Annotated in this window: 6 protein-coding genes; 3 read left to right on the forward strand and 3 right to left on the reverse strand. The window is 71.3% G+C overall.

The features are described from left to right. Positions 1-21: 21 nt before the first annotated feature. Positions 22-801 (reverse strand): GIDE domain-containing protein, encoded by a 780-nt coding sequence (locus FNX44_RS22870; RefSeq protein ID WP_143650682.1) that lies wholly within the window; start codon positions 799-801, stop codon positions 22-24. Between the two features lie 99 nt (positions 802-900). Here FNX44_RS22870 and FNX44_RS22875 point away from each other — a divergent pair, with 99 nt between their 5' ends. The 3 genes from FNX44_RS22875 (at position 901) to FNX44_RS22885 (ending at position 4662) form a co-directional block, all read left to right on the forward strand. After that, the gene (locus FNX44_RS22875) at positions 901-2115 is read left to right on the forward strand and encodes a sensor histidine kinase (protein ID WP_143650683.1); all 1215 of its coding nucleotides are present in this window, start codon (positions 901-903) and stop codon (positions 2113-2115) included. Further along, entirely contained in the window at positions 2116-2799 is a 684-nt protein-coding gene (locus FNX44_RS22880) for a response regulator (RefSeq protein WP_143650684.1), read from the forward strand. A gap of 222 nt (positions 2800-3021) precedes the next feature. Further along, complete coding sequence (locus FNX44_RS22885) at positions 3022-4662, forward strand: glycosyl hydrolase family 18 protein (RefSeq protein WP_228450126.1); 1641 nt, start codon at positions 3022-3024, stop codon at positions 4660-4662. 96 nt (positions 4663-4758) lie between these two features. Here FNX44_RS22885 and FNX44_RS22890 read toward each other — a convergent pair whose 3' ends face one another. Both FNX44_RS22890 and FNX44_RS22895 read right to left on the reverse strand, forming a co-directional pair. Further along, positions 4759-5211 (reverse strand): DUF2550 domain-containing protein, encoded by a 453-nt coding sequence (locus FNX44_RS22890; protein ID WP_143650686.1) that lies wholly within the window; start codon positions 5209-5211, stop codon positions 4759-4761. 135 nt (positions 5212-5346) lie between these two features. Then, complete coding sequence (locus tag FNX44_RS22895; protein ID WP_143650687.1) at positions 5347-5748, reverse strand: F0F1 ATP synthase subunit epsilon; 402 nt, start codon at positions 5746-5748, stop codon at positions 5347-5349. Between the last annotated feature and the right edge of the window lie 67 nt (positions 5749-5815).

Consider the following 5815-nt stretch of genomic DNA (forward strand, 5'->3'; position numbering starts at 1 on the left):
GCCCCGCCCCTGACCGGGTGCTCAGCGCAGCAGCGCCACCAGCAACAGCACCACGCCCGCCAGCCCGCACAGCCCCGAGCCGACGAACCACCACGTCAGCTGCCGGGTGTCCCGCCGGAGCAGTTCCTCCTCCGACTTGGCCGACACGATGTACGGGCCGCCCTCGGTCGGCTTGGCGATCTCCAGATGCCCGCGCGCATCCGTCGCCTCGCCGTGCACGAACAGCCTGGCCCCGGGCCGCAGCACCCATTCCTCGTGCTTGAAGCCGAGCGTGCCGTCGCCCTGCCGGGTGGTGAGCGTCACCGGCCCGATGCGCAGCCCGCCCTCGCCGCGCCCCTGGTGCTGGACGAAGTCGTCCAGCGTCTTGTCCGCGCCTATCGCCTCGGCGCCCTCCGGCCGGATGACGATCTTCCCGCTGTCGTCCTCGACGAAGAACGCGGTGCCGCTGGTGAGCGCCGAGACGGTCTCGTGGCGGGTGGTGCGCCGCCGGTTCCCGTTGGAGTCCCGGCGGATCTCCTCGTACTTGCGGGTGATCTTGTGCCGGTGCCAGACGCACTCGATGTCCTGGAGCTGGGACTTCAGCAGCCCGTCGCGGTGCGGCAGGGCAACTCCGACGACCTCGCAGGAATAGCGGAAGTGCCCCGGCCCCGCGGCATCGGCGGCGGCCTCCCGCATGGCGCGCAGTTCCGCGACCGTGAGCGTCTCGGTGCGTTCGAGCTTGCTGATCCGCTTGTTGGTGAGGTGTGCCAGGATGCCGAACAGCACCGCGAACACCAGCGCCAGTACGCCGATGAAGACCACGTCTTCTCCCCCCGGGTTCCTCGTCACCTGCCGCGCAGGACTCTACCGGTGGTGCGGAGCCTGAAAGCCCGGAGAGACCGGTCGTGCTCTGATGGACACATGGCCGTGACGCTCGCCCGCCCCCACCGTGACGACGTGCTCATCGCCGCGTGCGGTGCCGCCGGGGGGCTGGCGCTGTGGTTGCTCGGTCTCTTCACCAATCCCCGGCTCGCCGAACGGCACGGCGAGCTGGCGCTGGTCACGCTCGCCGTGATGTGTGTGGCGGTGCTCGGCCGGCGGGTGGCGCAGCCGTGGGCGCTGCTGCTCGCCGTACCGACGGTCGTCGCGGACGCCTTCACCGGCTCGGTGCTGGCGACGTTGGTGCTGTTCACGGACGTGGTGTACGCCGCCGCGCTGTACGGCCGGCCTCGGCTCTCCCGCGCGCTGCTGCCCTCCTCGGTGGTGCTGTCCGTGGCGGTGACGGTGGCCGCGCTGGCGGCGTCGCGCCGCCCGGAGGCAGTGGTGCTCGGCATCGTGTGCGCGCTTGTCACGGCGGCGCCGGCCGGTACCGGGGTCCTGGTGCGGCAGCACCGGGACCGGGCGGCGACCGAGCGGCTGCGCGCCGAACAGACCGCGCTGCTCGCCGAGATGGACCGCAAGCAGGCCGTGCACGCCGAGCGGGCCCGGATGGCGCGGGAGCTGCACGACCTGGTCGCGGGCCATCTGTCGGCCATCGCGCTGCACTCCACCGCCGCGCAGAGCCTGGACGAGCCCGCCGCCACGAAGCGGGCGCTCGCGGTGATCCGGGAGAACAGCGTGCACGGGTTGGCGGAGATGCGGCGGCTGATCTCGCTGCTCCGCTCGGAGGAGTCGGAGGACGGGTCCGCGCCGGCCCCCGCCGCCGTGCCCAAGCTGGCCGGGCTGCCGGCCCTGCTGCAGCGCGTCGAGGCTGACGGCGGGAGCGCCGGACTGGTCTTCGAGTTGCACGACGACCTGGACGGCCGTCCGCTGCCGGCTCCGGTGGAGTTGGCGGCGTACCGTCTGGTGCAGGAGTCCCTGACCAACGCGCTCAAGCACGCGGCCCCCGGTCGGGTGCGGGTGCGGCTCGCCGAGCAGGTCACCGGGGAGGCCGGGCGGGAAGGCCCTGCGCTGCTGGTCAGCGTGTCGTCTCCGCTCGGCGGGCCGGCCGAGCCGCGGGCGCCGGGCTCGGGCAGCGGGCTGGTGGGGATGCGGGAACGGGTCGCGCTGCTCGGCGGGGTCTTCGACGCGGGCGAGCGGGACGGGAGTTGGCTGGTGCGGGCGTTGCTCCCGCTGGACGAGGGTGGCGAGAAGTAGATGACGATTCGGGTGCTGGTCGCCGAGGACCAGGCGTCGGTGCGTTCGGGGCTGGTGCTGATCCTGGGCAGCGCCGCGGATGTGGAGGTGGTCGGGGAGGCCGCCGACGGAGTGGAGGCGGTGGAGCTGGCGCGGCGGCTGCGGCCGGACGTCGTGCTGATGGACGTGCAGATGCCCAGGTTGGACGGTGTGACGGCGACCCGGCGGCTGACCGACGAACAGGTCGCCGACGTTCTGGTGTTGACGACGTTCGACCTGGACGAGTACGTCTTCGGCGCGCTGCGCGCGGGCGCGGCGGGTTTCCTGCTGAAGGACACCGACGCCGCGTCGCTGGTGGAGGCGGTGCGCACGGTGGCGCGCGGGGACGGCATGATCGCGCCGGCCGTCACCCGGCGGTTGATCCGCCGGTTCGCCTCGACGCCGGGCGACGGCCTCCCGGGACTGCCGGAGTCCTCGGCGGAAGGCGGCGGGGCTCCGGAGGAGCTGGCGTCCCTCACCGCCCGGGAGCGTCAGGTGCTCGCACGGGTAGCCGAGGGGCTGTCCAACTCGGAGATCGCGGCCGCCCTCGGCATGGCGGAGGCCACGGTGAAGACCCATGTCAGCCGACTGCTGGGGAAGTTGGGACTGCGGAGCAGGACGCAGGCGGCGGTGCTGGCCAGGGAGTGGGGCGTCACGCCGGACTGATCGCGGACTCGTGCCACCGCTCGCGCCGGCCGGGCGAACTCGTCGACCCCGGCCCGGGTTTGGCCGGACATCCAATATGGTCCAGACCTATTGACCAAAGGTATGGACCATTCTACGCTCCCCCACAACTGCGGCGAGCCATGTCCCCACAGCGCTCGCGAGGCGGCGCAGCTCCCCCGTTTCCCAGGTCTTCGGACTCAGGGTCGATATGAGGAGTACCCCTTGAGATCAGGCACCGCAAGACGCTTCAAACGAGCCGTGGGCGCCATCGCGCTCGCGGTGGCCGTACCACTCGCCGGCGTGATCGGCCTGGCCACCCCCGCCCAGGCCGCCGAGGCCACCGCCACCTACACCAAGTCCGCCGACTGGGGCACCGGCTTCGAGGGCAAGTGGACGGTGAAGAACACCGGCAACGCCACGCTCAACGGCTGGACCCTGAAGTGGACCTTCCCGGCGGGTACCACGGTCACCTCCGCCTGGGACGCCGACGTCACCAGCTCCGGCACCGCCTTCACGGCCAAGAACAAGAGCTGGAACGGCACCCTCGCACCGGGCGCCAGCGTCACCTTCGGCTTCAACGGAACAGGCAGCGGCGGCGGCAACGTCAGCGGCTGCACGCTCAACGGCGGGGCCTGCGACGGCAGCGGCGACCCGGGAGATCCCGGTGACCCCGGTGACCCCGGTGACCCGGGAGACCCGGGAGATCCCGGGGATCCGGGAGACCCGGGTGAGCCCGGCCCCGGCGGCGAGCACGTCAACCTCGGCTACTTCGTCGAGTGGGGCGTCTACGGCCGCAACTACCACGTCAAGAACCTGGTCACCAGCGGCTCGGCGGCCAAGCTGACGCACATCAACTACTCGTTCGGCAACGTCCAGGGCGGCAAATGCACCATGGGCGACAGCTACGCCGCGATCGACAAGGCGTACAGCGCCGCCGAGAGCGTCGACGGCAAGGCCGACACCTGGGACCAGCCGCTGCGCGGCAACTTCAACCAGCTGCTCAAGCTCAAGAAGCAGTACCCGCACATCAAGGTGCTGTGGTCCTTCGGCGGCTGGACCTGGTCCGGCGGCTTCGCGGACGCCATGAAGAACCCGGCCGCGTTTGCCAAGTCCTGCAACCAGCTGGTCAACGACCCGCGCTGGGCCGGCGTCTTCGACGGCATCGACCTGGACTGGGAGTACCCGAACGCCTGCGGTCTGACCTGCGACAACAGCGGCCCCGGCGTGATGCGCGAGATGATGCGCGCCTTCCGCACCGAGTTCGGCTCGAAGCAGCTGGTCACCGCCGCCATCACGGCCGACGCCTCCCCCGGCGGCAAGATCGACTCGGCCGACTACGCGGGCGCCGCGCAGTACACCGACTGGTACAACGTCATGACGTACGACTTCTTCGGCGCGTGGAACGCCAAGGGCCCGACCGCCCCGCACTCCCCACTGCGCTCCTACCCGGGCATCCCGCAGGCCGGCTTCGACAGCGACGCCGCGATCACCAAGCTGACCAGCATCGGCGTCCCGGCGAAGAAGCTGCTGCTGGGTATCGGCTTCTACGGCCGCGGCTGGACCGGCGTCACCCAGTCCGCCCCCGGCGGCACGGCGACCGGCCCGGCGCCCGGCACCTACGAGCAGGGCATCGAGGACTACAAGGTCCTGAAGAACAGTTGCCCCGCCACCGGCACCATAGCCGGCACCGCGTACGCGCACTGCGGTGACAAGTGGTGGAGCTACGACACGCCGCAGACCATCACCGGCAAGATGAACTACGCCAAGCAGAAGGGTCTCGGCGGCGCCTTCTTCTGGGAGTTCAGCGGCGACACGGCAAACGGTGAGCTGATCACCGCGATCCACAACGGGCTCACCTCGTAGACGCCACCCCCCACCGGGTGGTCGGACCGCCCCCGACCACCCACAACGCCCCCCGGCTGCTCCAGCCGGGGGGCGTTCCACTGACTTCGCGGGCCGTCAGGCCACGTTGACGCGCTGGCCGGGCGGGGCCGCCTCCAGCCAGGCGAGGAAACCGGTGAGCGCGTCCTCGCTCATCGCCAGCTCCACCCGGGTGTCACGCAGCCGGCAGGCCAGCACCACCGCGTCGGAGAGCAGTGCCAGCTCCTCCTCGCCCTGCGGGGTCCGGCGGTTGACGACCTCGATCGCCTCGCGCTCCAGCATGCGGCGCGGGCGCGGCGCGTAGGAGAAGACGCGGAACCACTCGACGCGGTCGCCCCGGTAGCGGGCGACACCGTAGCTCCAGCCCTTGCCCTTGGGGTCCGCGGTGTCGTCCGCCGGGGCCTCCCAGCGGAGGCTGCAGTCGAACGTGCCGCCCGAGCGCTGGATGAGCCGCCGTCGGAGGCCGAACACAAACAGCCCCAGGACGACCAGCACCAGGAACAGTCCGCACAGCAGCAGAGCGAGGACCATCGCTTACCGACCTCCTCGCGTCTTCCGCTCGTCCGCGCGCCGGGCGCGGACCGCACCGATGATGGCGTCAGCCGCGGACCGTCCCGGAACAGTGTTCCGGGGCCGTCCGCGGCTGAGTTACTGCTACCTGCGGGGTCAGTGTGCGACCGCCACTGCCCGCAGCCGAACGTCGGCGCGCCGCTCGGCGGCGGCGTCCTGCTCGGCCTTCGCGTTCTCGAGCGCGCGCTCGGCCCGCTCGACGTCGATCTCGTACGACAGCTCGGCGATCTCGGTGAGCAGCGAGAGCTTGTTGTCCGAGAAGGAGATGAATCCGCCGTGCACGGCGGCAATGACCGTGCCGTTCTTGCCCGCGGCGCCGTCGGCGCCTTCGCCGGTCGTACGGATGGTGACCGGGCCGGACGCCAGCACACCCAGCAGTGGCTGGTGGCCGGGCATGATGCCGATCTCACCCGACGAGGTGCGAGCGACGACCAGGCTGGCCTTGCCGGACCAGACCTTGCGGTCCGCGGCGACCAACTCGACGTGCAGCTCAGCCACAGTGGCTCCTCTTCACAAGGGTGTAACTGGGGTTGTCACAGGATAAGGGGTGGGGTCGGTGAGGGGC

Source organism: Streptomyces alkaliterrae, from assembly GCF_007097205.2.
In the GTDB taxonomy this organism is placed as follows: Bacteria; Actinomycetota; Actinomycetes; order Streptomycetales; family Streptomycetaceae; genus Streptomyces; species Streptomyces alkaliterrae.

What these genes read in the sequence shown, in the direction of transcription:
- FNX44_RS22875 (WP_143650683.1), top strand. Translation starts at nt 901, where the DNA reads ATGGCCGTGACGCTCGCCCGCCCCCACCGTGACGACGTGCTCATCGCC.
- FNX44_RS22880 (WP_143650684.1), top strand. Translation starts at nt 2,116, where the DNA reads ATGACGATTCGGGTGCTGGTCGCCGAGGACCAGGCGTCGGTGCGTTCG.
- FNX44_RS22890 (WP_143650686.1), bottom strand. Translation starts at nt 5,211, where the DNA reads ATGGTCCTCGCTCTGCTGCTGTGCGGACTGTTCCTGGTGCTGGTCGTC.